Annotated in this window: 22 protein-coding genes; 8 read left to right on the top strand and 14 right to left on the bottom strand. The window is 71.4% G+C overall.

The window, feature by feature from the left end:
* The first annotated feature begins 9 nt into the window (after nt 1–9).
* The gene (locus AB0M80_RS06570) at nt 10–411 is read left to right on the top strand and encodes an NUDIX hydrolase (RefSeq protein ID WP_364559799.1); all 402 of its coding nucleotides are present in this window, start codon (nt 10–12) and stop codon (nt 409–411) included.
* Nucleotides 412–621: 210 nt separating this feature from the next.
* On the opposite strand, the gene AB0M80_RS06565 is transcribed toward AB0M80_RS06570, so the two are convergent.
* Together AB0M80_RS06565 and AB0M80_RS06560 are read right to left on the bottom strand one after the other, a co-directional pair.
* Nucleotides 622–1,359 carry a dihydrofolate reductase family protein gene (locus tag AB0M80_RS06565; RefSeq protein ID WP_364560364.1) on the bottom strand — a complete coding sequence of 246 codons (738 nt, stop codon included), beginning with the start codon at nt 1,357–1,359 and terminating at the stop codon, nt 622–624.
* On the bottom strand, nt 1,356–1,961 hold the full coding sequence (locus AB0M80_RS06560; RefSeq protein WP_364559797.1) for a dihydropteroate synthase: 606 nt from the start codon (nt 1,959–1,961) through the stop codon (nt 1,356–1,358). The genes AB0M80_RS06565 and AB0M80_RS06560 overlap by 4 nt, the downstream gene beginning before the upstream one ends.
* Before the next feature lie 194 nt (nt 1,962–2,155).
* Between AB0M80_RS06560 and AB0M80_RS06555 the strand changes: the two genes are divergently transcribed.
* Genes AB0M80_RS06555 through AB0M80_RS06535 form a run of 5 tightly spaced genes read left to right on the top strand, consistent with a single transcriptional unit; the run spans nt 2,156 to nt 6,831 of the window.
* The gene (locus tag AB0M80_RS06555; protein ID WP_364559794.1) at nt 2,156–3,064 is read left to right on the top strand and encodes a hypothetical protein; all 909 of its coding nucleotides are present in this window, start codon (nt 2,156–2,158) and stop codon (nt 3,062–3,064) included.
* 21 nt (nt 3,065–3,085) lie between these two features.
* Nucleotides 3,086–4,279, top strand: coding sequence for a histidinol-phosphate transaminase (locus AB0M80_RS06550; protein WP_364559792.1), 1,194 nt, complete (start codon nt 3,086–3,088; stop codon nt 4,277–4,279).
* Between the two features lie 11 nt (nt 4,280–4,290).
* Nucleotides 4,291–5,217, top strand: a complete 927-nt coding sequence (locus AB0M80_RS06545) for a phosphotransferase (RefSeq protein WP_364559789.1) — start codon at nt 4,291–4,293, stop codon at nt 5,215–5,217.
* Between the two features lie 43 nt (nt 5,218–5,260).
* Nucleotides 5,261–5,950: a TetR/AcrR family transcriptional regulator gene (locus AB0M80_RS06540; protein WP_364559786.1), complete on the top strand. Its 690-nt coding sequence runs from the start codon at nt 5,261–5,263 to the stop codon at nt 5,948–5,950.
* A 32-nt stretch (nt 5,951–5,982) separates the two neighbouring features.
* Nucleotides 5,983–6,831 (top strand): LLM class F420-dependent oxidoreductase, encoded by an 849-nt coding sequence (locus AB0M80_RS06535; RefSeq protein ID WP_364559783.1) that lies wholly within the window; start codon nt 5,983–5,985, stop codon nt 6,829–6,831.
* Here AB0M80_RS06535 and AB0M80_RS06530 read toward each other — a convergent pair whose 3' ends face one another.
* Nucleotides 6,832–7,560, bottom strand: coding sequence for a nitroreductase/quinone reductase family protein (locus AB0M80_RS06530; protein WP_364559780.1), 729 nt, complete (start codon nt 7,558–7,560; stop codon nt 6,832–6,834).
* 212 nt (nt 7,561–7,772) lie between these two features.
* Nucleotides 7,773–8,600 (bottom strand): hypothetical protein, encoded by an 828-nt coding sequence (locus tag AB0M80_RS06525; protein WP_364560361.1) that lies wholly within the window; start codon nt 8,598–8,600, stop codon nt 7,773–7,775.
* 60 nt (nt 8,601–8,660) lie between these two features.
* Here AB0M80_RS06525 and AB0M80_RS06520 point away from each other — a divergent pair, with 60 nt between their 5' ends.
* Nucleotides 8,661–10,184, top strand: coding sequence for an AMP-binding protein (locus AB0M80_RS06520; protein WP_364559777.1), 1,524 nt, complete (start codon nt 8,661–8,663; stop codon nt 10,182–10,184).
* Here the strand turns inward: AB0M80_RS06520 and AB0M80_RS06515 are convergent.
* The 8 genes from AB0M80_RS06515 to AB0M80_RS06480 form a co-directional block, all read right to left on the bottom strand.
* Nucleotides 10,181–11,287 carry an epoxide hydrolase family protein gene (locus tag AB0M80_RS06515; protein ID WP_364559774.1) on the bottom strand — a complete coding sequence of 369 codons (1,107 nt, stop codon included), beginning with the start codon at nt 11,285–11,287 and terminating at the stop codon, nt 10,181–10,183. The two genes, AB0M80_RS06520 and AB0M80_RS06515, sit on opposite strands and share 4 nt — an antisense overlap.
* Complete coding sequence (locus tag AB0M80_RS06510; RefSeq protein WP_364559771.1) at nt 11,284–11,829, bottom strand: dihydrofolate reductase family protein; 546 nt, start codon at nt 11,827–11,829, stop codon at nt 11,284–11,286. The genes AB0M80_RS06515 and AB0M80_RS06510 overlap by 4 nt, the downstream gene beginning before the upstream one ends.
* Before the next feature lie 43 nt (nt 11,830–11,872).
* On the bottom strand, nt 11,873–14,185 hold the full coding sequence (locus tag AB0M80_RS06505) for a molybdopterin-dependent oxidoreductase (protein ID WP_364559768.1): 2,313 nt from the start codon (nt 14,183–14,185) through the stop codon (nt 11,873–11,875).
* Between the two features lie 10 nt (nt 14,186–14,195).
* Entirely contained in the window at nt 14,196–15,221 is a 1,026-nt protein-coding gene (locus AB0M80_RS06500; protein ID WP_364559765.1) for an LLM class flavin-dependent oxidoreductase, read from the bottom strand.
* On the bottom strand, nt 15,218–15,709 hold the full coding sequence (locus AB0M80_RS06495; RefSeq protein WP_364559763.1) for an SRPBCC family protein: 492 nt from the start codon (nt 15,707–15,709) through the stop codon (nt 15,218–15,220). The genes AB0M80_RS06500 and AB0M80_RS06495 overlap by 4 nt, the downstream gene beginning before the upstream one ends.
* A 69-nt stretch (nt 15,710–15,778) precedes the next feature.
* A complete protein-coding gene (locus AB0M80_RS06490; protein WP_364559760.1) occupies nt 15,779–16,282 on the bottom strand; it encodes a helix-turn-helix domain-containing protein in 504 nt (167 codons plus the stop codon).
* A gap of 32 nt (nt 16,283–16,314) precedes the next feature.
* Nucleotides 16,315–16,890 (bottom strand): GNAT family N-acetyltransferase, encoded by a 576-nt coding sequence (locus tag AB0M80_RS06485; RefSeq protein WP_364559758.1) that lies wholly within the window; start codon nt 16,888–16,890, stop codon nt 16,315–16,317.
* 10 nt (nt 16,891–16,900) lie between these two features.
* Nucleotides 16,901–17,290 carry a cupin domain-containing protein gene (locus AB0M80_RS06480; RefSeq protein WP_364559756.1) on the bottom strand — a complete coding sequence of 130 codons (390 nt, stop codon included), beginning with the start codon at nt 17,288–17,290 and terminating at the stop codon, nt 16,901–16,903.
* A gap of 43 nt (nt 17,291–17,333) precedes the next feature.
* Between AB0M80_RS06480 and AB0M80_RS06475 the strand changes: the two genes are divergently transcribed.
* Nucleotides 17,334–18,299, top strand: coding sequence for a helix-turn-helix domain-containing protein (locus tag AB0M80_RS06475; protein WP_364559753.1), 966 nt, complete (start codon nt 17,334–17,336; stop codon nt 18,297–18,299).
* Here AB0M80_RS06475 and AB0M80_RS06470 read toward each other — a convergent pair.
* Both AB0M80_RS06470 and AB0M80_RS06465 read right to left on the bottom strand, forming a co-directional pair.
* Entirely contained in the window at nt 18,256–23,496 is a 5,241-nt protein-coding gene (locus AB0M80_RS06470; RefSeq protein WP_364559751.1) for a hypothetical protein, read from the bottom strand. The two genes, AB0M80_RS06475 and AB0M80_RS06470, sit on opposite strands and share 44 nt — an antisense overlap.
* Before the next feature lie 35 nt (nt 23,497–23,531).
* Complete coding sequence (locus AB0M80_RS06465; RefSeq protein WP_364559748.1) at nt 23,532–24,143, bottom strand: TetR/AcrR family transcriptional regulator; 612 nt, start codon at nt 24,141–24,143, stop codon at nt 23,532–23,534.
* Nucleotides 24,144–24,195: the final 52 nt, after the last annotated feature.

Raw genomic sequence — 24,195 nt, 5'->3', positions numbered from 1 at the left:
ATCGCGCGCATGACGGAGATCGCGCACAAGCACCTGGCCTACTGCTGGATCGCTCGCGGCGACCGGGTGCTGTTCCTCCGCCGCGGGCCCGGGGTGTTCCTCGCGGGCCGGTGGGAACTGCCCGGCGGGACGGTCGAGCCGGGCGAACCCTTCGAGGACACCGCGGTCCGCGAAGCGGCGGAGGAGACGGGCTTGACGGTCCGCGTGGCGGGTGAACTGGCGCGCGACGCGTGGCCGGACGTCGCGGGACGCGCCATGCGCATCCACGCTTTCGTTTACACGGTGGAAGAAGAGGGAGCCGGCGAGGTCGTGCTCAACCCTGAGGAGCACGACGACTTCGCCTGGCTGACGCGGGCTCAGGCCCGGGAACTGCCACTGCCGGACCACTTCCGGCGGCTGCTCGATCGGTAGGCGTTTTCCTTGGCGCAGCACCAGTTCGCGGCGCTGCGGAGGTCTTCGGGTCGTGGTCATGTCTCCGACGGTACCCGAACAAACGTGCGAACAGCATCGCTGGACCGGGTGAACTCCGGGTCCGATCCGAGCAGCGATTTCCCTTGCCCTGCAACGCAAGTCGCGCGAGGGAGCCCCCGATTTCCACACTACCGGAAGGGACCGACAAAACTAGCGGAGCGCCAGGTACCGCAGCAGGACACTGGCGCCATCGGTGAGCACGGAAGCCAGTTCCAGTCCAGCCGGATCGACCGCCGGCCCCACGGCCGCACGGCTCGACGTTCCGGCCACCAGGAACGGGGCCACCGTCAACCGGAACTCGTCGACCACTCCCGCCTCGATCAGCGAGCCGAACAGCCTCGGCCCGCCTTCGCAATCGATGCGGCCCAGCCCTTCCGCCACCAACGTCGACACCACCCGCTCGGCCGGCACCTCCGCCTCGCCCACGACGAACACCCGGGCGCCGTTCGACGCCCACGCCTCGCGCAGCGCCGAGGGGGCCGCCGCGCTCGTGAAGACCATCGTCGGGACCGCCGCCTTGGTGATCACCGGCGCGTCCGGGGGCAGCGAACGGCCCGTCGTCACCACCGCGACCGGGGCGATCGGGGCCAGGCCGAACCGGCGGCGGCGGTCGGCCGTGCGCTCGTCGGGGCGCAGGCCTTCGAACCCCTCCGCCATCGCCGTTCCCGCACCGACCAGCACGACGTCGGCCAGGTCGTTGCCGAGCCGGTAGACGATCCGGTCGGCCGGGGTCGACAGGCCTCCCGACCGGCCCGCCACCGTGATCGCGCCGTCCGTGCTCGACACGAAGTTCACCGCCAGCCACCGCGGCTCGGCCGGGTACCGGTACAGCTGCTCGAGGTCGCGGTCGGCGAGGTCGCGCCCGACCGGCCAGACCTGCCGGATCACTCCCATCGGATCGCCTTCGCCGGCGGGCGGGTGCCCGCGATGCTCGCCGCCATCTCCGCCACGTGCCGCACCGGGCGCACGTGCCTCGTGCGGATGATCGCGACCCCGGCCGACGCCGCGAGCGCCGCCCGCGCCAACCCGCCGGGCGTCCCGTCCCCGGCCACCTCGGCCAGCACGGGGAAGTCTCCGAACGGCGCCACCGTCCGCAGCACCCCGACGTCCCGGACGACGCCGCCGGCGGGCAGCCCGGCCGCGTCGGGCACCGAAGAAGCGGCATAACCGGCGCCGAAGCGGGCCGCGATGCCGGCCAGGTCGGCGCGCGCGACGATCAAGTCGGCGCCCGCTTCGCAGCAGGCAGCAGCGACCGATGGGTCCGCGGTGTCGGCCCCGATGACGAGGTCCGGAAAAGTCTCGCGCGCCCATTCGACCAGTGACTCGGCGCCGGTTCCGGCGAGACTCACGAGATCGGCGCCGTCGGCGACGGCGGCACGAACGGCGTCCCGAGCCGCCGGGGGCTCCGGGAGCACCTCGACCGCGGCCAGCACCAGCGCGCGGTCACTGCTCAACCGGCGGCCCCGGAAAACGAGGTCGGGGGTCTTCATCGCACTCTCCCTGCTGGACGTCCGTGCGTCACGTCCGTGCGTCGCGATCATAAGCGAGCGCGACGCGGACCAGCGGGCGAGCGGGCGCGTCAGTATCGACATGCTCGACGATTGCCGTACGCCCGTCGTCGTACGTCGTGGTGCCGCCGCCGGGCCGACGCGGCGACCCCGGCCGCGGGGCGAAACTTCGGGGCATGAACGCACTGACCCGGATCTGGTCTGACGGCAGGCGAGCCGAGCGGATCGCCTACGCCGTCGCCGCGGCGCTGTTCCTGAGCGGCACCGCGCACGCGCTCGTGCTCATCGTCACCGGCGGCTCGTGGCTGGGCCCGCTGTCGATGCGCAAGGCCGTCACGTTCGGCCTGTCCTTCGGGCTGACGCTGGCGTCGGTCGCCTGGGCGACGTCGTTCCTCACCATGCGCCCCCGGCTGCGGACGGCACTGCTCGGCGCGTTCGCCGCGGCGAGCGTCATCGAAGTCGTGCTGGTCAGCATGCAGACGTGGCGCGGTGTGCCGTCGCACTTCAACTTCGAGACGCCGTTCGACAACGTCGTCTCGATGACGCTCGCCGCGGGCGGCGGGGTGATCATCCTGACCGTCGTCGGCTTCACGGCCACCGCGCTCGTCGAACCGGGCCCGGACGCGCCGAGCCTGCGCCTGGCCGTCCGCGCCGGCCTGGTCGTGCTGCTGGTCGCGCTGGCCACGGGCGCGGTGATGATCGGGCGCGGGGTCGTCGCGGCCCGCGGCGGCGACCCGCAGCCGGCCTACACGACCGCCGGCTCGCTCAAGCCGCTGCACGCGGTCGCCATGCACGCGATCCTCGTGCTGCCCGCGCTCGCGTGGCTGCTGCGCTTCACCCCCCACCCCGAAACCCACCGGATGCGCATCGTGAAAACAGCCGTCGCCGCCGACGCGGTGCTCACCGCCGTGATCGGCGTCGAGTCCTTCACCGGCATCGACCCGACGGCCGCGCCGCTGCCGCTCCTGGCGCTGTCCGCGCTGGCCGCCGCCGTGCTGGCGGGCACCGGGATCCACGCCCTGTCCGGCATTGAACCGGCCGTCCGATTCGTACGTGTCCTCAGCGGGAAGGCAAGGGGCCGGTAAAGCGGCGGACGGAGAACACGCGTGCGGCACGGTATGACCACCCACGGCCTTTTCCAGCAGAACAAGGCCCACAGCCCGTCGTTCTTCTCCGTGGCCAGGGCGATGGGGCAGCACGCGGACGACCTCGCGGACTTCTGCATCCCCTGCAACCCGTACTTCCCGACCGACGAGATGTTCGGCGAGCTCGAACGGAACCTCCGCACGATCCTCAAGTTCTACCCGAGCGACTCCGCCGCGATCACCGCGCAGCTGGCGAGCGTGCTGCGGCTCAACCCGTCGACGATCTCGCTGGCCAACGGCTCGACCGAGCTGATCACCTGGATCGACCACCTGCTGGTCGATTCCAGCGTCGCCGTGCCGATCCCGACGTTCGGCCGCTGGACCGACCAGCCGATGGAGACCGGCAAGCGCGTCGACATGTTCCTCCTCAAGGAGGCCGACAACTTCGAGCTGCGGGTGGACGAGTACATCGAGTTCATCAAGCGGCGCGGCTCCCGGGTCGCGGTGCTGTGCAACCCGAACAACCCCGACGGCGGGTACCTGCCGCGCCGCGAGGTGATCCGGTTCATGGACGCCCTCGAGGACCTCGACCTGGTGGTGATCGACGAGTCGTTCATCGACTTCGTCGAGGTCGAGCGGAACCCGTCGGTGGCCGCCGAAGCCGTCGTCCGGCCGAACGTGATCGTGCTGAAGAGCCTCGGCAAGAACTTCGGGCTGCACGGGATCCGGTTCGGCTACCAGGTCTCGAACCCCGCGCTGACCCGCAAGCTGTCGGCCGCGCTGCCGAAGTGGAACCTGAACTCGCTCGCCGAGACCGTCATCTTCATGCTCGCCGAGCGCCGCGCGGAGTACGAGGACAGCCTGAAGAAGCTCGCGCTCGACCGGTTCATGATGCAGTCGCAGCTCGGGCAGTTCCAGGAGCTGACGGTCTTCCCCTCGCAGGCGAACTTCCTGCTCGTCAAGCTGCCCGCGTCGGTCGACGGCGCCGAGCTGTGCGACTACCTGCTCGCCGAGCACCACCTGCTGGTGCGCCAGTGCGGCAACAAGATCGGCATGACCAGCCAGTTCATGCGCTTCGGGGTGCGGCCGGACACCGAGGTCGAGCGGCTGGTCGAGGGACTGCGCGGCGTGGAGCGGCTCGGCGGCGGGCGGCACACGACGCCGACCATCGAGCTGGTCTCGCACTCCCGCGAGCCGGAACGGTCGATCAGCTGAGCACCTGGGCGATGGCCGACTTCCAGGCGAACACCCGGCCGTTCGCCGAACTCGACCGCGCCGGCCGCACGCGACGCCTGCGCCGGCTCGCCGAAGCGGCCTTGACCGCCTACGCCGTGCCGGTGGCCCGCCTGACCCCGCTGGCCCACGGGCTCAACACGATGTTCCGCGTCGACGGCGCGGACGGCCACCGGTACGTGCTGCGGGTGCAGCGGCCCGACGGCCCGGGCGCCGCGCAAGTCCGGGCCGAGATGGCCTGGCTCGCCACGCTGCGCCGCGAAACCGACCTGGTCGTCCCGCAGCCGGTGCCGACGCGCGCGCGGGACCTGATCACCGTGGTCGCCGACCCCGCGGTGCCCGAACCGCGCACCTGCGTGCTCTGCCACTGGGTCGACGGCCGGTTCGCCGACGAGCGGCTCACCGCGCCGCAGCTGTACGAGGTGGGCCGGTTCACCGCGCGGCTGCACCTGCACGGCGGCCGGATGAACGGCCTCGACCGCGGCCGCGTCGACGACCTGACCGAGTTCGGCCGCACCCAGGTGGACGGCTTCTCCGCGGCGGTCGTCGACCGGGCCGTCACGGCGGCCGGGGGCGACCAGCGGATCCGCGAAGCGGTGGCACGCGTCCGCGCGGTGCGGGCCGAACTCGGGTACGGCGCCGACGCCTTCGGCCTGGTGCACGGCGACCTGCACCAGGAGAACTACCTGTTCCACCGCGGCCGGGTGCGGGCGATCGACTTCGACGACTGCGGGTACGGGCACTACGCCTACGACCTCGCCGTCGCCGTCACCGCGCTCGCGCACCTGCCTCAGCGCGAAGAGCTGCGCGAGGCGCTGCTGGACGGCTACCGGTCGGTGCGCCCGGACGCGGCCACGACCGACCACGCGGTGCTGGCCGCCTTCGCCGGGCTCCGGCGGGTCCAGCTGCGGCTGCACTGAGACATCACAAGCCGGCGTTACAGGTCGGCGTTACAATTGCTACATGGTCGGACGATCGAGCAACGCCACCAGTACCCGCGACCGTCTGCTGCTGGCCGCCGGCCAGCTCCTGCACGAAGCCGGCGACGGCCCGGTGTCGACGCGGGCGATCTGCGAGCGCGCCGGCGTCCAGGCCCCCACGCTGTACCACCACTTCGGCAGCAAGCAGGGGCTGCTCGACGCCGTCGTCAACTACGGCTTCACCCAGTACGTCCAGGCCCCGGCGCCGGACGGCGACCCGGTGGACCGGATCCGGACGGGCTGGGACCGGCACGTCGAATACGGCCTGGCGCACCCCGCGTTCTACGTGCTGCTCTACGGCCAGATCGAGCCGGGTGTGCCGTGCAACCTCACGTCGAGCGCCGAGGCGATGCTGCTGGACCTGTTCACGCCTTTGGCGCGCGACGGCCGCCTGCGCGTCGAGGCGGCCGAGGCCGCCCGGCAGTTCGCGGCGGCCAACAGCGGCGTGACGCTCAGCCTGATCGCCCAGCCCGAAGACCGGCGGGACCTGGCCATGTCCACGCAGGTCAGGGAGTCGGTCCTGGCCGGGCTGCTGGCCGACCGTCCGGCTGAAGGTTCGTCCGTGAGCGCGCTCGCTGTCGCTTTGTCGACCGCACTGGAGGACGACACCCGCGTGCTGACCACCACCGAGCGCCAGCTGCTGCGGGAGTGGCTGCACCGCCTCGCCACCTGACAGCCGTCGCTACATTTGCTACATTGATCGCTATGACAAATGTAGTGAAGCAGTTCGGCCTGTTCCTCGCCCCGCACCGCGACGACGTGACGCGCAAAGCGCACGCCGTCGCGGCGGACCGGCTCGGCTACGGCGCGGTGTGGCTGGGCACCGGCCGCAACTCGGTCGGCGACCTCGCGTTCGTCGAGGACGTCCTCGCCGCCACCGAGCGGATCACCGTGGCGACGGCGATCGTCAACATGTGGGTCGACGAGCCGGAAACCCTCGCCGGGTCGTACCACCGGCTCGCGCAGCGGTACGGAAAGCGCTTGCTGCTCGGCATCGGCGTCGGGCACCCGGAGTCGGTCACCGAATACCGCAGCCCGTACGCCAAGATCGTCGACTACCTCGACCGGCTCGACGCGGCCGGCGTCCCGGCCGAAGCCCGGGTCCTCGCCGCGCTCGGCGACCGCGTGCTGAAGCTGGCCGCCGAGCGCACGGCCGGCGCGCACCCGTACCTCGTGCCGGCCACGCACACGCGGCACGCGCGCTCGATCCTGGGCGCGGGCAAGCTGCTGGCTCCGGAGCAGAAGGTGGTCCTGGACGACGATCCGGCGGCCGCACGTGCCATCGGGCGGCCGTACGTCCAGACCCCGTACCTCGGGCTGAGCAACTACGTCAACAACCTGCTGCGCCACGGGTACACCGAGGCCGACGTCGCCGGCGGCGGCAGCGACCGCCTGATCGACGACCTCGTCCTGCACGGCACGCCCGAAACCGTCGCCAAGGGGTTGCGGTCCCATGTGGACGCCGGCGCCGACCACGTCGCCGTCCAGGTGCTCGGCCCGTCACCCGAAGCGGAACTGGAGAACCAGCGGCGGCTGGCCGAGGTGCTGCTCTGATCAGCCGGGCGCGGGCAGCAGGACGTTCAGCGCGGTGACCAGCGTTTCTTCCTCGTAGGCGAAGTGCTTGTCCAATGCGGACCGAAGCCGGTCGAACTCCGCGCGGAGCCGGACCGGATCGGCTTCCTGCTCGACGAGCTGCTCGATCTCCTCCTGCAGCCGGGCCACGACGACGTGCTCTTCGTCGAGCTTCGCCAACGTGGGCTTGAGGGCGGGGAACCGCTCGGCCAGCAGCGGGAAGATGTTCCTGGCTTCGCCGGTGTGGTGCCGCGAGAGGGCCGTGCAGAAGCCGGCGCACCGCGTGCGCAGCTGCCGCGGGACGCCGCAGTCCAGCTCGGCGCGCATTTCCTTCAGCTCGCCGCGCAGCCAGTCGTGCATCTCGACGAGCCAGTCGCCCATGCGGCGCGCGGTGTCGAACCGGTGCAGCTCGACGACGGGCAGGATCCGGGTCGTTCGCTTTTGGTAGTCCGCGAACCCCGGCTCCCGCTCGATCACCTCGGCGAACAGCCGGTCGCGGTCCGGCGGGAGGGCCGCCATCGCCTCGTACGTTTCGGTGTCCGTTTCCACCATGACGAGCGGGTTGCGCCGGATGTTGTGGTACCAGGCCGGGTGCTTCGGTGAGCCCATCGCCGAGGCGACGACGACCAGCCGGCCGCCGATGTCCAAGGCGCTCAAGGTAACCCGGTGCTTCCGGCCCGTCCGGGCACCGGTCGTGGTGAGCATGATCAAGCTGGGTGGTCCTTTCCGATGACGAAATTCACCGGAGGCCGAGAGGCCGACACGAAGGGCACAGCTCCGCCAGGGAAAGGCGGAACGTGTCGATCTCAAGGGGGCTTGGTAGCCACTACCTCCGTGTGTCGGCCCATCCGGGGCACAAGCGCACGTTACCAACCGGGCCGGCCGTCGGCCATCCTTAATCCGCGTAGCGCGGTAAGCACGGCTCAGCGGGTGGCGTCAGCGGCTTTCTGCGCGGCGGCGGCCGCCGCGTCGGCTTCGTCGAAAGCCGCTTTCGCCGTCTCGAACTCCGCTGTCGCGCGCCCGGCGCGTTCCTCGGCTTCCGCCAGGCGCTCGCGCAGGTCGTCGACGCGGGCCGTGGCCTGCTCGGCCGCGCGCTCGGTGCGGACCAGGTCACGCTCGGCCACCGCGCGTTCCTTGGCCCGCTCGGCGGCCTCCTTGCGCAGGCGCTCGCGTTCCGCGCGGGCCCGCGCCCGCTCTTCTTCCTCGCGCTGGTGATCCCGCTTCGGCTTGGCCGGTTCGGCCTTGTCCACCAGCTTCTTCGGGCGTTTCCCGGTGGCGGGCGGAACGCTCGCGGCGAGGCTGAACCACTGGTCGGTGTCCTGGTGTGCCACCGAAGTCAGCCGCCCGGCGAGCGCGAGCGCGGCCGTGTCCGGGTCGGCCGCGACCGCCTCCAGGGTCGCCTCGACCTCGCGGGACACCGGGTCGCTCATCGACGGCAGCTCGTGCATGATCCGCCGCACCAGCTCGCCCCGGCGCCGGGTCAGCGCCCGCAGCTCGTCGCCGGCCAGGCGGGTGTGCGCGTCCCGCAGTTCGTCGCCGATCTCGGCCAGTTCGCGCAGGTGAGCGGAGTCGTCCCGGGCCAGGCCGTTGACGATCGCCGCGGCCGTGGTCGGCTTCCGCAGCTCCTGGATCCGCTTCGCGAGCTCGGCGTCCCCTTCGGCCTTCGCCGCCTTCGCGGCCGCGTTGCGCGCGCTGACGAACTCCGCGAGGTCACCCCCGTAGAGCTCGCCGGCCACCGTGTCGAAGTCCATCGTGGTCCAGCGAACCACATCGGACTGGTGCGAGCACCTGGGAAGAGTCATCATCGGGGGATGTTCTTCGATCTGGGTGTCCGGGACTTCCTCGACCGCGCGGAAACGGTGTACCCGGACCGCGTCGCGGTGGTCGACGAGCCGAACCAGCCCGCGCCGAGCTGGGGTTCGCTCACCTACCGCGAGGTGGCGCGCCGGGCCCGCGCGCAGGCCGCCAACCTCGACGCGCTGGGCGTGCCGGCCGGCGGGCGCGTCGCGCTGGTGTCGCACAACGCCGCCCGCCTGCTCGTGTCGTTCTTCGGCGTGTCCGGCTGGGGCCGGATCCTGGTGCCGGTGAACTTCCGGCTGGCCGCCGCCGAGGTCAAGTACATAGTGGAGCACTCCGGGGCGGAGGTGCTGATCGTCGACCCGGAGCTGGCGCACCTGCTGGACACGGTGACGGCGAAGCACGTGTTCGTCCTCGGCCGCGACGACGAGGCCATCTGGGGCGGTGGCGGAACGCCCCGGCCGTGGGACGGCGACGAGTCGGCCACCGCCACCATCAACTACACGTCGGGGACGACCGCCCGGCCCAAGGGTGTGCAGCTCACCCACCGCAACATCTGGCTGAACGCCGTCGTCTTCGGCCTGCACACGACGTTGAGCGACCACGACGTCCTGCTGCACACCCTGCCGATGTTCCACTGCAACGGCTGGGGGATGCCGTACGCGGTGACCGGCCTCGGCGGGCAGCACATCGTGCTGCGGAAGGTCGACGGCACGGAGATCCTGCGACGCATCGACGAACACGGCGTCACCATCCTGTGCGCGGCGCCCGCGGTGGTCACGGCGGCGCTGGACGGCGCCGCCACCTGGGAGGGCGAGATCCCCGGCCGCGACCGCGTCCGGATCGTGGTGGCCGGCGCGCCGCCGCCGACGCGCACGATCGAGCGGGTCCGGGCGGAGCTGGGCTGGGAGTTCATCCAGATCTACGGGCTCACCGAGACCGCGCCGCTGCTGACGGTCAACCGGATGCGCAGCGAGTGGGCCGACCTGGACCCCCACGAGCAGGCGCGCCTGCTGGGCCGCGCGGGGACGCCGGCGCTGGGCGTCCGGATCGCGGTCGACGCCGACGGTGAGGTGCTCGCGCAGTCCAACCACAACCTCGACGGTTACTGGGAGAACCCCGCCGAGACGGCCCGGGTCCAGGAGGGCGGCTGGTTCCACACCGGCGACGGCGGGTCCTTCTCGGAGGGCTACCTGACGATCGCGGACCGCAAGAAGGACGTGATCATTTCGGGCGGCGAGAACGTGTCGTCGATCGAGGTGGAGGACGCGCTGAGCTCGCACCCGTCGGTCCGCGAGGCCGCGGTGATCGGCATCCCGGACGAGAAGTGGGGCGAGCTGGTCACGGCGCTGGTCGTGGTGGACGGCGACGTCACGGCCGACGAGCTGATCCGGCACTGCCGGGAGTACCTGGCGGGGTACAAGTGCCCGAAGCGGGTGGAGTTCCTTTCCGAACTGCCGCGGACGGCGACCGGGAAGATCCAGAAGTTCAAGCTCCGGGAGCCGTTCTGGCAGGGCCGGTCGAGGCAGGTCAACTAGCGGACCAGCCGGAAGAACGTCCGCACCTCCTCGGCGAACAGCTCCGGCTGCTCGTAAGCCGCGAAGTGCCCACCTCGCTCCAGCTCGTTCCAATGCCGGATGTCGGTGTACCTCCGGGCCGCCCACCGGCGCGACGGCCGGGGCATCTCCGCGGGGAAGATCGAACAACCCGCCGGGACGTCGACCGTGTCGTCCGTCGCCTCCGAAAACCACTTCTGGACCTTGCGGATGCTTTCCCAGTACAGCCGGGCCGAGGACGCCGCCGTGCCCGTGAGCCAGTACAGCGTGATGTCGTCCAGCAGCTCGTCGCGCGTGAACGGGAAGCCGTCGGACCAGGCGTGGAACTTCTCGACCAGCCAGCCGCACAGCCCCGCCGGGGAGTCGAGCAGGCCGTAACCCAGCGTCTGCGGACGCGTCGACTGCAGCACCGAATAGCCGTCTTCCCAGCGCTGCGCGTGCTCCAGCGCCGCCAGTGCGGCCTGCTCGGACGCCGTCAGGTCGTCGAACGTCGACGGGTCCGGTGCCGCGATCGGCGGGTTCAGGTGGATGCCCGCCAGGTGCGCCGCGTCCTGCTGGGCCAGCGACGTCGTGATCGACGTCCCCCAGTCGCCGCCCTGCGCGCCGTACCGCGAGTAGCCCAGGCGGGCCATCAGCTCCGCCCACGCCGCCGCGATCCGCTCGATGCCCCAGCCCGCCGCAGCGGGCTTGTCGCTGAAGCCGTAGCCCGGCAGCGACGGGATCACCAGGTGGAACTCGTCCGACAGCGGCTCGATCACCTTCGTGAACTCGACGAACGAGCCGGGCCAGCCGTGGGTGAGGATCAGCGGCAACGCGGCGGGGTCAGGCGAGCGCACGTGCAGGAAGTGGATACCCAGCCCGTCGATTTCGGTGCGGTACTGCGGAAACCGGTTCAGCCGCGCTTCCGTGCGCCGCCAGTCGTACTCCGAAGCCCAGTACTCGCACAGCGGACGCAGGTACCCCAGCGGCGTGCCCTGGCTCCAGTCGTCCACGGACTCACCCTCGGGCCAGCGCGTCCGGCGCAGCCGCGCGCGCAGGTCGTCGAGGTCGGCGTCCGGGACCTCGATCCGGAACGGCGTGATCACGCTGGCGCGTAGGTCAGCTGGACGACGCCGTTGCCGAACGTCGCCGACTTCCCGAGCACCAGCGGGAACGACGATCCCTCTTCGGGGAACAGCCGTTTTCCGTGGCCCACGACGATCGGGTACAGCAGCAGGTTCAGCTCGTCGACCAGGCCTTCGGCCAGCAGCCACCGCACCGCCGTGGTGCTGCCGCTGGTCATGATGTCCCCGCCGGGCCCGGCCTTCAGCGCCCGGACCGCCTCGGCCGGGTCGCCGATCAGCAACGTCGAATTGTTCCAGCCGACTTCGGACAACGTCGACGAAAGCACGTATTTGCGGACGTTGTTCATGAACTCGGCGCCTTCGTCTTCCTCGACGGTCCGGCCGGGCCACGCCTCGGCGAACCCCTGGTAGGTGACGCGCCCGAGCAGCATCGCGTCGGCGGCGGCCATCCCGCGGCCGACGGCCTGGCCGATTTCGTCGCTCCAGTACCGCAACGACCACTTGTCCGGCGCCTCGACCACACCGTCGAGCGAGATGAACAGGTTCGAAACGATCTTGCGCATGGGCCCCTCCGGTTCGGGGTCCCACTATAAACCCGGCGAAACGCTAGGACCGTCCACTCGCGACGGTCTCGCGCACGCGCGCGCTGTCCGCCTCCGCCCGCGCCCGTTCTTCGTCCATCGCGGGTTCCAGGCGCGCCGGAACGTCCTTGTGGTGCGGCGTGCCCGCGATCGGGTCGCGATCCAGCGCATCCGTCAGGAGGTTGATCCGCGGGCCGCTGACCACCCGGCGGCCGTGGGCGTCCGGGTGGGCCATGCCGTAGCCGTGCGGCAGCGAGAGCTGGCCCGGCCGCAGCGCGGGATCGGCCTCGGCGCGGACGACCACCCGCCCCGCCGACGTCACGACGGCGACCCAGTCGCCCGGGGCCGCACCGATCGAGGCCAGTTCTTCGGGACGCGCGCGCAGGGCGCCGTCCGGGTCGGTGCGGCGCCAGCGCGGGTCACGCAGGATCTGGTTCGCGTTGTGCGCCCGCCGCTGCCCGTTGAGCAGCGAAAACGGGTACGCCGGGTCAGGCTGTTCGGCGGCCGGGTCCAACGCGGCCAGCCAGTCCAGCAGTTCGGGCACGGCCAGCCGAACACGCTCGCGGCGCATCAGGCTCCACACCTCGTCCTGCTCGTGGGCCGAGAACGGCGTCGGTCCGGCCAGCACGCGCGAGAAGAGCTCCTCACCCAGCTGGGAGCCGGTGGCGGAACTGCCCAGCGCGCGCTGCACCGGCACGGTCATCGCCTTCGCCGCGCGGTGGCAGCCCGCCCACAGGGGTGCGATCGACGCCGCGCCTTCGGGCAGCGACGCGCCCAAGGTGCGGTAGAGCAGCACCGGCAGGATCGCCGCGCGCTCCGGCATCGCCCGGACCAGGGCGCCGAGGCTCGCCTGCAGCTCCGGACGCGGCCCGGCGGCCAGTTCGGCGAGGACGTCGGACGGTGGCAGCACGCCGAGCGCGTCGAACAGCCGCGCGTAGATCTCGGCTTCGACCAGCGTGCCCGGCAGCGGGTCCAGCAACGGCCGCCGCAGCTGGAAGTAGTTCGTCGGCCACTCGAAGGTGAAGAGCGTGAACTCCCACTTCTCGTGCTGGGACGCCGCAGGCAGCACGTAGTCCGCCAGCGCGGCCGTCTCGGTGTAGGCGACGTCGACGACCACGGACAGCTCGGCCGCCCGGATCGCGCGTTCGACGTCGCGTGTCCCCGCGAAGGTGTTCGCCGGGTTCGACGACTCCACCCACACCGCGCGGACGCGGTTCGGGTGGTCGGCGAGGATCTCCTCGGCCAACGTGTTCGCCGGGAGCAGCCCGCCGATGTACTCGAACCCGGTGATCTCGGAGCGCTGCCCGGTCGTCGCTCCCCACAGCGGCAGCAGCCACGAGTGCAGGTTGTTGGTGCCGCGACGGCCGAAGTGCCCGGTGAGCAGGTACAGCAGCTTTTCGAGGTAGCTGTTGAGCGTCGAGTGCCGGCCCTGCTGGATGCCCAGTTCGACGCGCACGGTCATCGCCGTCGCCGCCGAGATCAGGTCGACCGCGCGCTCGACGTCCACACGGGACACTCCGGTGTGCGCGATCCACGCGTCCACCGGTACTTTCGCCAGCACGGCGGCGACCTCGTCGAAGCCTTCGGTGCGCGCGGCCAGGAACTCCGCGTCCTCCCCGCCGCGCTCCAGGAGCAGCGCCAGGATCGCGCCCAGCAGGTAGGCGTCGGTACCCGGGCGCAGCGGGAGGTGCAGATCCGCCAGCTCCGCGGTCTCGGTGCGCCGCGGATCGATCACGATCATCCGGCGCGCGGGATCGTTCTTGAGCGTGTTGAGCGCGTGCCGGGCGTTGGTGAACCCGTGGGCCTGCCAAGGGTTGCAGCCGAGCACGACCAGCAGGTCACAGTGCTCGACGTCCTCGGCGGTGTGCACGGTCGTGGAGCCGAACAGCTGCCCGTTGACCCAGAAGTCGCCGGTCTTCTCCTGCGACAGCGCGTTGAAGTGGCGCGTCGAGTTCATCCACTTCAGCAGCGAGGCGCCGTACGCGCCGCCGGAGTGGTTGCCCTGGCCACCGCCACCGACGTAGGCGAACGAGCCGGGCCGCCCGGCCGCGGTGTCGCCGTCGCGGATCGCGTGCAGCCCGGCCGCGATTTCGGTCAGCGCGGTGTCCCAGCCGATCGGCTCGTGCGTGCCGTCGGGACGCCGGCGCAGCGGCGTCGTCAGGCGGTCTTCGTGGTCGCCGTACCAGGTCAGGCGCTGCGCCTTCTGGCAGAGGTACCCGCCCGAGCGCGGGTGCGCTTTGTCGCCGCGGACGCGGGTGATCTTCCGGCCGTCGAGCTGCACCTCCAGCCCGCAGTTGAGGTAGCAGAGGCTGCACGCGGTGCGCTGCCACTCGCCCATGGCGTTCCCTTCACAGCAGGTCCAGTGCGCGACCCAGAGTCGTCAGACGCGCTTCGAGCGTTTCGCCGGCCGGGTAGAGCCGGACCGTGTCGATCCCGGCGTCGCGCCAGACGCCCAACCTCGTCCGCACCATCTCTTCGGTGCCGATCAGCGTCGTGCCCAGCACCATCTCGTCGGTGACGAGCGCGGCGGCGCCGTCGCGGTCACCGGCCTGCCAGCGCTCGCGGACCTCGGCCGCGACGTCGGCCCAGCCTTGCCGGCTGTAGGCGTTGTTGTAGAAGTTCGTGCCGGCCGAACCCATCCCGCCGAGGCTGAACGCGAGCTCCTTCTTGCGGCTGCCGACCAGGACGCGCAGCTCGTCCTCGTTGTCCGCGAACGCGACTTCGGCGCCTTGGCAGACGTCGATGTCCGTACGCTGCCTTCCGGCCTTCGCGAGGCCGGCGTCGAGGTGGGTGAAGTACGCGTCGGCACCCTCGGGCACGAAGCTGGTGCCGAGCCAGCCGTCCGCGACTTCGCCGGTCAGCTCCAGGAGCTTCGGCGACAGCGTCGCGAGGTAGATCGGGATGTCCGGGTTCGGCGCGGTGGACAGCCGCATCGGGCGGGCCTCGCCGGGCAGCGGGATCTCGAAGGCCCGGCCCGAGAACGCGATCTTCTCCCCCGCGAAGGCCTGGCGGATGATCTCGACCGTCTCCCGCATCCGCGTCAGCGGCTTGGCGAACGGGACGCCGTGCAGCCCTTCGATCACCTGCGGCCCGGACGGGCCGAGCCCGAGCGCGAACCGCCCGCCGGACAGGTCGGCGAGGGTGAGCGCGGCCTGCGCGATCGCGACCGGCGTGCGCGTGCCCAGCTGGATGATGCCGGAGCCGAGCCGGATCCGGTCGGTGCGGGCGGCGAGGTAGCCGAGTGCGGACGGCGCGTCCGAGCCCCAGGCTTCGGCCACCCAGCAGACGTCGAGGCCCAGCTTCTCCGCCTCGACCACGAAGTCCAGCGTCGTGCGGGTGTCCTTCGAGAACTCGACGGTGGTCGCGGTTTTCACCGCTTTTCGATCCGCACCTTGATCGCGGCGACCGTGCCGGCCATCGCCGACTCGAACTCCCGCATGCGAACGAAGACGATCTTCTGTTCCTTTTCCGGCATCCGGTCGATGGCGAACGACAACCCGGACCGGCCGGGGCCCATCCGCATCCACTGGCTCAGCCGGGTGCCGCCGTTGTCGGGCTCGAGGGTGAACTTCCAGACGGCGCTGGGCTCGCCGGGGTCCTGCACGGCCCACGCGAAGACCCGCGGCGCTTCGCATTCCACGACGTAGGAGGTGGTTTCCCACTCACCGAACGCGTCGTGCTTGTTGCGGCCGACGAACTTGCGGCCTTCTTCGCACCACTCGACGGACTGGAGTTCCGCGCTCATCTGGGGCATCAGCGAGATGTCCGAGACGACCGGCCAGACGTCCTCGGGCGCGGCGTCGATCCACGTCGAAACCTCGGCCGTCGGCAGGTCGGCGTACCGCGCACCTGTCCACTCCATCGTGGTCCCACTCCCCTCGGAGAACCTTCTGACCACGATAGTTGCGTAGATAGACCTAGACTGTCAACGTCACTCCTGACGCGCGAACCGCTCCTCGACGTCCGGGCGCTGCGCCAGCCGGGCCGGAAAGCCGGGCCCGCGGCGCATCCGGGTGTCGTCCGGCGTCATCGGTTCGGCGCACTCCGCGCAGACGATTTCGGCGTGCGTGTCGTGCCCGCAGGGAAGGTGGTGCACGGTGATCGGCGGCCCGGCCTCGCTCGCGAGCCACTTGTCACCCCACCGGGTCATGGCGAGCAGCACCGGGTAGAAGTCGCGGCCCTTCTCGGTGAGCACGTAGTCGTGGCGCACCGGCTCGGTCTGGTAGGGCACCTTCTCCAGCAGCCCCTCGTCGACCAGCCGCTTCAGCCGGTCGGCGAGGGTGTTGCGCGCGATGCCGAGCGCCTGCTGGAACTCGTCGAAGCGGCGCACGCCGTAGAAGGCGTCCCGCAGCACCAGCGGGGTCCACCAGTCCCCCAGCAGATCCATGGTGCGCGCGATCGAGCACGGCCACTGCGCGAACGATGTCCGTTTCATGCGGCCGAGCGTACGCCGTTCCCGAGAAAGACTCAGCAGGTCAGGCGCATGACCACCCGCCGCGCGGTCGGCCGGCTGACCTCGGCGAACCCCGCGTCGGCGAAGATCTTGCGGCTGCCGACGAACAGCTCCGCGGGCCAGGCGAGCTTCTGCCCCGCCTCGACGACCATCGGGTAGCCCTCGACCGCTCGGGCGCCCCGCTCGCGGGCGAACCCGACGGCGGCTTTCGCCAGGGCCGCGCTCACCCCTTGGCGCCGGAAGCCCTTCCGCGTGACGAAGCAGGTGATGGCCCAGACGCCGTCGTCCGCCGGGTCCTCGTCGCGACCGGCCCAGACCAGGCGGCTGCCCAGAAGCCGCCGGTAGGCGGGGCGGGGTTCGACCGCGCACCAGCCGGCGGGCTCGCCGTCGAGGTAGGCGACGAGCCCGGTCGCCTGCTCGGCGGTCTGCGCGCGGAACCGCTCGGCCCGTTCCTCCGCGGTGCCCGCCCGCCACTGCGCGGGCGTGTCCTTGAAGTACTGGCACCGGCAGCGGGCCGGATCACCGCGGTCACCGAAGATGGCCTCCAGGTCCGCCCAGGACGCCTGATCGACCGGTACGACAGTCAGCATGTTTTCGACGTTAGACCAGGTGGCCGGTGGTCACGTCGACGTGGTCCGGCACTTCGTCGTGCACGTCGCCGACCGTGAGCGTGCCCGCGGGTTCCACCAGGAGCACGCTCGCGCCCGCCTTCGACGACGGCTTGTGGAACGTGCCCTTCGGCACCACGAACACCTGCCCGCGGCCGAGCGTGACCACCCGCTCCGCCGGATCGCGCAGGCCGATCTCGATCTCGCCGTCCAAGACGAGGAAGAACTCGTCCGTGTGCTCGTGGACGTGCCAGACGTGCTCGCCGTCGAACCGGGCGAGGCGGATGTCGTAGTCGTTGACGCGGGTGACGATGCGCGGGCTCCAGGCGGCGTCGAAGCTCGCCAGGACTTCGTTGAGGTCGATCGGGTTCATACCGGCCATCCTCGACCTGGCTTCCGCCGCGGACGAGTGTTAGGAATCGCACATGCCGCAAGAATTCTCGCACCGGGTCGTCGCGATCGTCACTGAGCAGTCGAACCCCTTCGAGATGGGCGTGGCGACCGAGCTGTTCGGGCTCCGGCGCCCCGAACTCGACCGGCCCTGGTACGACTTCACGCTCTGCGCCGCGACGCCGGAGGTGCGGATGAACCTCGGCATGTTCACGCTGTCCGGCGTCGCCGGGCTCGAGGCCGCCGACACGGCGGACACCCTGATCGTGCCCGCTCGCCCGGACACCCACGTCCCGACGGCCCCGGCGATCATCGCGGCGATCCGCCGGGCGGCCGGCCGCGGAGCCCGCCTGGTCAGCTTCTGCACGGGAGCGTTCGCCCTCGCCGAGGCGGGCGTGCTCGACGGCAAGCGGGCGACCACCCACTGGCAGTGGGCCGCGTCGCTGGCCTCGCGGTTCCCCCGCGTGCACTGGGAACCCGACGTGCTGTTCATCGACGAGGGCAACGTCCTGACGGCGGCGGGCAGCGCGGCGTCACTCGACCTGGGCCTGCACATCATCCACCGCGACCACGGCGCCGAGGTCGTCAACGCGGTCAGCCGCCGCCTGGTGTTCACGGCCCACCGCGACGGCGGCCAGCAGCAGTTCATCGCCCGCCCGGTGCCGGCAGTACCGGAGACATCGCTGGCCCCGGTCCTGGCGTGGGCCCTCGAGCGGCTGGACACGCCCCTGACGGTCGCGGACCTGGCGAGCCGCGCGGCCACGAGCCCGGCGACGCTGCACCGGAAGTTCCGGGCGGAGCTCGGAACGACACCGTTGGCGTGGCTGACGACGGAGCGGGTGACGCTGGCGTGCCGCTTGATCGAGCGGGGTGAGCTGCGGTTGGACCGGGTGGCTTCGGCGAGCGGTTTCGGGACCGCGGCAAACCTGCGGCTGCAACTGCGGCGTCACACCGGGCTCAGCCCGAGCGCTTACCGCCGCCGCTTCGGCCCGGCGGCTTGAGGCGCGTGAGCAGCTCGCGGGCTTCCGGGCGGCAGAGGTCGCTCGTCATCGCCAGCAACCGGGCGGCGGAAACGCGGATGTGGGGCGGAACTTGGTCGTCGTGCGCGATCTCGCGCGCGACGATGGCCGCGGCTTCGCGGTGGTCACGGTGCAGGCGCGCGGCGGCCCAGGCACTGCGGCACCGGACGACCGGGCCGAGGGTTCGATCCTGGGCCATGTCGAGCAGGCCAAGCGCCCCTTCGTCCGGCCGGAAGTCGCCGATCGTCGTCCAGACCTGCACGTTCCCTTCGCCTCGGAAGCCGCGCAACACGTGGAGCACCTCGCCACGCAAGTCAGGTCGGTGCATCCCCAGCCGACCGGCGGCGTCCCTGCGCGCGGAGCTGGGGAGCGTTTCGTCCTTCATCAGCGACTCCAGCGCCGCCGTCCCGAGTTCGTGTCCCCGGGTTCCCAGCCCGGCGAGGTCGTCGGCCGCCGACCAGCGCAGTCTCGGATGACAGTCCGGGTCGGCGGCGATCGCCTGGAAGAGCTCGGCAGCCGCAACGCGGTCTTCGCGGTCGTAGTCGGACAGCTTGCCGGCTGCGTCCCGCCGCAGCGCGAGCGGAAGGCGCTGGTCGTCGCGGATCGCCCGGACGTCGTCCAACCGCCGCAGGTCGAACAGGAGGCGAAGCCGGACGCGAGCGGCGATCCGGCCGTCGTCCAGCAGGTCTGCCAGGTGCTGCCGGCATGACGCGGGGAGTTCGGAGGTGACGTCGAGCAGGACGAGCCCTGCTCCGGCGCGGTCGCGCCCGGACCGCTCGGCGTCCGCCAGCACGGCTCGCGCGTCGGCGATGACACGCGCCCGCCAGCGCGGATCCAGCAACGCGAGCTCCCGTCGCGCGTGACGGACGGCGGTGTTGCCGCGGCTCAGTTTCTCGAGTTCTTCGACGGCTTTCGGTTCGAGCGCGGGGGCGATCTTGCTCAACGCCACGACGGCCTTGATCCGCGCGGCCGGCGCCGATTCGGGGCCCGCCAGCCGATCGAGGAGGACTCGCTCGGCTTCCCACGCGAAAGAACCGTCGTTCCACCTGGTCACGCACCCCGACCACGTCTCCGGCGAGACGAGCCGGTCCGTCACCAGCGCGCGTCCGACGGACCGGCGTTCGTGGCCGGTGAGGTCGCGCAGCACGGCCGCACGGACCTCGCCGGAGGTGACCGCCGGGTCGTGGGCCAAGGCCGGCCGGCACCGGTTCGCCGGGCCATCGGGGCGGAAGAATGCGAGGAACCGCAGCGCTTCACGCCGTTCTGCCGGCGTCAGCTCCGGCGCCCCGGCGAAGCCGAGCAACGTCCGGCGGGCCTGCTCCGCCGCCGATCGATCGATGGCCGCGAGTTCGTAGGCGGCATCGCAGCGGTGCCTGATCGGCTTCCGCTCGTCCCCCACCGCCGCCTGGAGCGCGGCAGTGGTCGCCGCGGTGGTGCCGGGGTTCAGCGCGGCCAGCCTCGTCATGGCCGCGGTCCGGCAGCCGACGTCGATGAACGGGTCCTCGGCCTGCGACCTCAGTTCGGCGATCTCCTCCGCCGCCGGAACCGGCACCATTTCCGTGACGAGAACGGCTGATTCCTGCCGCTGGTCGCAGTCCGCATCGCGATCGAGCGCTACCGCGCGTACCTCGTCCACCACATCGGCACCGAACTCGACCGCGTTGCGCACATAGCGCCGCCAGGTGAAGTTCTCCATTTTCGTGCGAAGTCCGAGCAGGACGCCGACCGCATCCACAGGCGACAGAATGTTGTTTCTCAGCAGGAGAAGCGCGGCATCGCACCGCGATGTGGCGTCGGCTGTGAAGTCGGCGGCCACCTCGCTCAGCACGGAAAGTACGCGATCGTCGTCCAGCGCGGCCAGGGCATCCATCGCGGCCGCGGCATTGCACACCCTGCCTGGCCGGCTGGCCGGCGAAAGCACCATGCCCCGCAACACGGCGGCCAGGGGCCGGCGCGTTTCGGCGGCGGCCCGGCTCATCTGGCGGCCCATGGAGGCGATCTCACCGTCCCCGATGACATCCTCATGGAGCAGCTTGACGATTCCCCGTGCGGCGGCAGCGTGGTAGCGGCGGTGCAACAACACCAGGTTGACCGCGGCGTCGAATCGCTGACGACCACTGCGTTCCCGGTCGTCGATCACCCGTTCCAGGATCCGGCCCAGCTCGTCCGGGTCAGGCACGTCCCAGCGGTAGTGCGGGAGGCCCTCGCCCCAGGTTTCGCTGCCGCCCTGCCCGAGCTGCACTCCGATCATCCCGGCGGAAGACCGCTGGTCCAGCTCCGGCGCGAGCCGCATGAGCTGCCGCCAGATCTGCAATCGGAGCTTCAGCGGAAGCGGCGCAGCCGTGAGGCGAACCAGCTGGTCGATCGCTTCGGGGTGGAATTCCGGACCGAGCAAGGAAAGTTCCGACGCCGCCTGGTACCGCGTCTCGACCGTCGATTCCGGCCGGTTCATCGCGTTGCGGAGCCCGGCCAGTGCCTGCGCTTTGTGCGGTGCACCCAGCGCGGCGAGGTGCCCGAGAGCGTTCATGGTCAGCTCGTCGTAGCCCAGCGGGTGCTCAGCGGCACGAGTGAGCGCCCGGGCGGCATCCGGCCAGTGGTCGGGCCCCAGATCGGCCAGTTTGGTCCCGGCCGTGAGCAGAAAGCCCGCCGCCGCGGTGGGGTCGTCCAGCACCGAACGGATGAGAGCGACCGCCGGCTGGTGGAATTCGGGCCCGGAGTCGGCGAGCACGGACGCGATGTACGCCCGGTCGAATGTTCTGCCGGCCGGGCCGGTCGCCAGATCGAGGAGCAGCTCACCCGCCCGGACGCGGTACTGGGGGCCTAGCCGCGCCAGAACCCGACCGCTGCTGAGCCGGTCGATGTAGTGCAGCCGGCGGTCCGTGGCCCGGTGTTCGAGCGCGTCGGCCGCCTCCACCAAGTACTCCGGCCCCAGCGACGCCAGGCCGACCGCAGCGTCCTCGACGCCGATAGTCGACCACGAACGTCGGTGGAGCACCGCCCGGAACACCGTCGCACAGCGTTCGTGGAACTCGATGTCGATTTCCAGCAGACTGACCGCGGCGGCGACGAGGTCCTGGTCGGTCGCGCTGGGGTCGTCCAGTACCGCGGTCAGCGCGCCGATCGCCCGCGTCCGCGGCTCGGGCCCCAGTCCGGCGAGAACGACCGCGGCGTCGCCGTGCTGCGTCGCCGTGACGGCCGGGCTTTCCAGCACGGACGCCAGGCCGAGCACCGCCGCCTCGCGTTCGTCGGCACCGCACTGGGAAAGCGCCTCAGCGGCGTCGAGACGGGCCTGCACGTCGATGCCCGTGCTCTTGACGACCGCCCGGAGCGTTTCCACCGCCTCCGCGCGGGCATCGTTGCCGAGCCGCGTCCCCAGCGCCACGCCGGCTTCGACCCGTGAGGGCCACGGCACGCCACCGTCCCGCATGAGTTCCCGCAGCCAGCCCACCAGACCGGGGTGGTGCGCGGCCCGGCTGACTTCGGCGAGAATCTTCCCGCCCGGGTACTGAGTGGTAGCCGCCCACGCGCGTGCCGTCTCCAGGAACGCGTCGACGATCTCCACCCCCGCCGGCACGTGCCAGGCCAGCAGGCGCGCAGCGAGCAGGTGCTGCTGTGGCCCGCCGTGATGGAGGTGCCGGATCAACCGGTCCGCCTCCGCGGGGCACAACCGCGTGTAGTGCACCAAGACGCGCCGGGCGTAGCGGCCGCGCTCTTCGGGCTCGGCCGCGTGCAGCAGCTCGGCAAAGCCGTGGTGCAACGGGTCGAAGGACTCCGGAAGCAGCCGGGCCTTCGCCGTGGCCGCGAGGTGCTCGGCGAAACTGTGGTGGAGGAAGCCGAGATCATCGGCGCGGAAGAGGAACGGCCCCACCGCGGCCAGGTGACCGATGAGCTGCTCGCGCCAGCCGGTCCCGGCGGCCGGCTCTGGCAGCCGCTCGCCGACCCAGCGGCAAGCCGCGGTGCTCAGTGACGTGTCTTCCTCGAGCCGGACCCGGCCGAGGTATTCCAGCAGCGTCCCGCAGCACTCGTCGAACGGCCCCGGCGCCACGGAATGGGCCGATCGCAGGTACCCCAGGTACGTCTCGTAGAGCTCGTACTGGTTGTCCGGCAACGGCCGGTCGGCGTACTTCTCGAAGACGATCGCCGCGATCGTGGCCAGCAACGGGACCCGGACCAGCTCGTCCAGGTGCGCGTCCCGGATCTGGCGCACGAACCTCCGCGCGGCACCGGGACTGTCCGTGAACCAGTGCTCGGCGAACAGGCGAAACGCTTCCTCGTCGAACGGCAGCAGTTCGTAGCGCGCCGCACCGATGCGCTGGAACGGCGCCAGCGTCGCCCCCTCGATCGGCCGGGTGGTGAGGACGACGCGGTAGGCCGCGTCCGACGCCCACGCCGCGAGCACCGTGACCAACCGGTCCCGGAGAGCGGTGTCGGCGACCTCGTCGAGCCCGTCCACGAGCAGCAACCACCGGCAGCCGGCGACGCGCCCGGTCAGGTCGTCCGGCCGCAGCGGCTGGGCGAGCATCGCGCCGTACTCACCGCGGACGGTTTCGGCCAGCGCTTCGTAGAAGGGCAGCTCGAGCCGCGTCGCGAGCTCGCGCGCGGTCAGCCGCAGCGGGAGGACGGGCTCGCTCAACGGCGGGCAATCGCCTGCTCCCTGCCAGCAGCGGGCGGCCTCGGCGGCCAACCGCAGCGACAGGGTCGACTTCCCCTGCCCCGGGCCGCCGGTCACCAGCATGTGCTCACCGGCGTCCAGCGCTTCCCGCATGCTTCGCGACGGCGGACGCACCGTGAGCCGCGCGGGCGGCGGGCCCGGGACGTCGATGAGCCGGCCCTTGCTGTCGAGCACCGGGAGCGGCCGTGCCTGGTCGGACGGCTGCAGCTCGGTCCCGGTCGTCACGTCCTGGCGGACGTAGACGGTCGCCAGCGACGGGCGGCGAGCCCCCGGCAGCCGGTAAGGCAGCTTCTCCGCGTTCTGGATCTGCGCCCGCAGCAGGGAACCGATCCTCGGCGGCAGCTCGGGAAGGTCAGCCCAGTCCGTCGGTGGCTCGACGGGAACCGGCTCGGCCGCTTGCACGAAGCCGACGTACATGTCGCCGTGGATCGCGCCGACCTGCACCGCCGATCCCACCACGTCCCCGGCGATGCGGTTGGCCGCTCCCGGCGGTGGTTCCTCCGTCACGAACGCTCCTCCCGCCGGACCGGCATCCTAGCGGTTCACCGCGCGGCCGAACCACATTCGGTGATGACGGACAGCGAGGCCAGCGCCTCGGCCAGCGCGTCCTGCTGCAACCGCGGCGGGTAGGTCTTCGGGTCGGCCGCGGCCAGGACGTTCAGGCCCTCCACCAGCGCCACCAGGCTCTTCGTCGTGCGCTCGAGCCGCTCGTCCGTCCACTTCGGACGGCAGGCCGCCACCAACCGACGGATCCGGGCCAGGAACGAACGGTTCGCCGCGCGGTGGCGTTCGGCCAGGTCGTCGTCGGCCAGGGCCGCCGCCAGGAAGCCCACCCACACCCGGGACTCGTCGTGGTGGCCGTGTGGGAGGTCGACCGCTTGGCCGAGCACCGCCGCGAGCGCGCCGAACGCGTCGGTGCACGCCGCTTCGGCCGCGTCCGCGCGGACCGCCGTGCGTTCGTACAGCAGGTCGCGTGCGTGCAGCAGCAACGCCTTCTTCGTCGGGAACGCGTGCATCACCAAGCCGGTCGTGCACCCGGCGCGCTCGGCGACCGCGCGCAGCGTCAACCCCGGCAGGCCGTCTTCGGCGAGCACCTGCCAGGTCGCGTTCGACAGCAGGTCCCGCTGCGCTTGCACGTCACGCTGCTTCGGCATCGAGCCTCCTTCCCGGGAAGCGTAACAGCTGCTACGGTAACAACTGTTACGG

Source organism: Amycolatopsis sp. NPDC051045, from assembly GCF_040682955.1.
In the GTDB taxonomy this organism is placed as follows: Bacteria; Actinomycetota; Actinomycetes; order Mycobacteriales; family Pseudonocardiaceae; genus Amycolatopsis.
The sequence above is the reverse complement of the archived record's forward strand: the minus strand, read 5'-3'. Positions and strand labels throughout refer to the sequence as shown.

Bases quoted from the DNA above. Each gene is read 5' to 3' on its own strand.
- AB0M80_RS06505 (WP_364559768.1), bottom strand. From the start codon at position 14,185: ATGGGCGAGTGGCAGCGCACCGCGTGCAGCCTCTGCTACCTCAACTGC.
- AB0M80_RS06520 (WP_364559777.1), top strand. From the start codon at position 8,661: ATGTTCTTCGATCTGGGTGTCCGGGACTTCCTCGACCGCGCGGAAACG.
- AB0M80_RS06535 (WP_364559783.1), top strand. From the start codon at position 5,983: ATGACAAATGTAGTGAAGCAGTTCGGCCTGTTCCTCGCCCCGCACCGC.
- AB0M80_RS06485 (WP_364559758.1), bottom strand. From the start codon at position 16,890: ATGCTGACTGTCGTACCGGTCGATCAGGCGTCCTGGGCGGACCTGGAG.
- AB0M80_RS06540 (WP_364559786.1), top strand. From the start codon at position 5,261: ATGGTCGGACGATCGAGCAACGCCACCAGTACCCGCGACCGTCTGCTG.
- AB0M80_RS06555 (WP_364559794.1), top strand. From the start codon at position 2,156: ATGAACGCACTGACCCGGATCTGGTCTGACGGCAGGCGAGCCGAGCGG.
- AB0M80_RS06465 (WP_364559748.1), bottom strand. From the start codon at position 24,143: ATGCCGAAGCAGCGTGACGTGCAAGCGCAGCGGGACCTGCTGTCGAAC.
- AB0M80_RS06490 (WP_364559760.1), bottom strand. From the start codon at position 16,282: ATGAAACGGACATCGTTCGCGCAGTGGCCGTGCTCGATCGCGCGCACC.
- AB0M80_RS06570 (WP_364559799.1), top strand. From the start codon at position 10: ATGACGGAGATCGCGCACAAGCACCTGGCCTACTGCTGGATCGCTCGC.
- AB0M80_RS06475 (WP_364559753.1), top strand. From the start codon at position 17,334: ATGCCGCAAGAATTCTCGCACCGGGTCGTCGCGATCGTCACTGAGCAG.
- AB0M80_RS06510 (WP_364559771.1), bottom strand. From the start codon at position 11,829: ATGCGCAAGATCGTTTCGAACCTGTTCATCTCGCTCGACGGTGTGGTC.
- AB0M80_RS06560 (WP_364559797.1), bottom strand. From the start codon at position 1,961: ATGAAGACCCCCGACCTCGTTTTCCGGGGCCGCCGGTTGAGCAGTGAC.
- AB0M80_RS06545 (WP_364559789.1), top strand. From the start codon at position 4,291: ATGGCCGACTTCCAGGCGAACACCCGGCCGTTCGCCGAACTCGACCGC.
- AB0M80_RS06495 (WP_364559763.1), bottom strand. From the start codon at position 15,709: ATGGAGTGGACAGGTGCGCGGTACGCCGACCTGCCGACGGCCGAGGTT.
- AB0M80_RS06480 (WP_364559756.1), bottom strand. From the start codon at position 17,290: ATGGCCGGTATGAACCCGATCGACCTCAACGAAGTCCTGGCGAGCTTC.
- AB0M80_RS06525 (WP_364560361.1), bottom strand. From the start codon at position 8,600: ATGGACTTCGACACGGTGGCCGGCGAGCTCTACGGGGGTGACCTCGCG.